Raw genomic sequence first — 760 nt, 5'->3', positions numbered from 1 at the left:
TGTATCACATGATGATGATGCCAGTCTCTAGCCGTCAAAATATTCAAAAGCTATTACAAGGTTGTGATGTTGGTATCGATCATATTGTTTTTGATGCAGTAACAAGTGCTGAATATAGCCTAATGAGTGAAGAGCGCCAGCAAGGTGTCTGTCTAGTAGATATAGGCGCGAGTACCACTAGTATTTGTGTATATAAAGAAAATAAACTTATTTTTACTCACTGTATAGCCAGTGGTAGTCATGAAGTAACCATGGATATCTCAGCCGATATCGGTATTTCTATGATAGAAGCTGAAAAGCTCAAAAAATCACATGGCACAGTAGATATAAATAGTATGGATCCAAGCTCGTTCTTTATCTTTAAACCGCAAGGTTCAGGTGACGAAGTTAATGTTAGTCTTTATAATCTAGCGCGCATTATTGAGGCACGTTATGTACAGATATTTACTGAAGTCGTACGACAACTTCATGAAGCCGAGTTATTAGGATATATTGATCGAGGTATTGTGCTTAACGGTGGTGGTAGTACTATTAAAGGTATGATACCTTTTGCTAAAAGGCTATTAAAAATGCCTGTAGTGTTATCCAACACTCATCCTGCTATTAGTGCTTATAACCATTTCGATAATGAGGAATCGTTTAAGCAGTTAAGTATGCAGGTAAATAATCGTGCTTATCAAACGGCATTTGGTACTTTGCTCTATAGTCAAAGTGAGCAATTTCGTCATAGTGAGCAAAGTGAACCCGATGCCATTAAAAG

At 37.2% G+C, this 760-nt stretch carries 1 protein-coding gene; it reads left to right on the top strand.

Annotation, left to right across the window (positions count from 1 at the left end; genetic code table 11):
* Nucleotides 1-760, top strand: a 760-nt coding sequence (locus tag ACS8FD_RS19780; RefSeq protein ID WP_439277122.1) for a cell division protein FtsA, incomplete at both ends; no start/stop codon positions are given.

Source organism: Psychrobacter sp. 1U2, assembly GCF_051847575.1.
The sequence above is the reverse complement of the archived record's forward strand: the minus strand, read 5'-3'. Positions and strand labels throughout refer to the sequence as shown.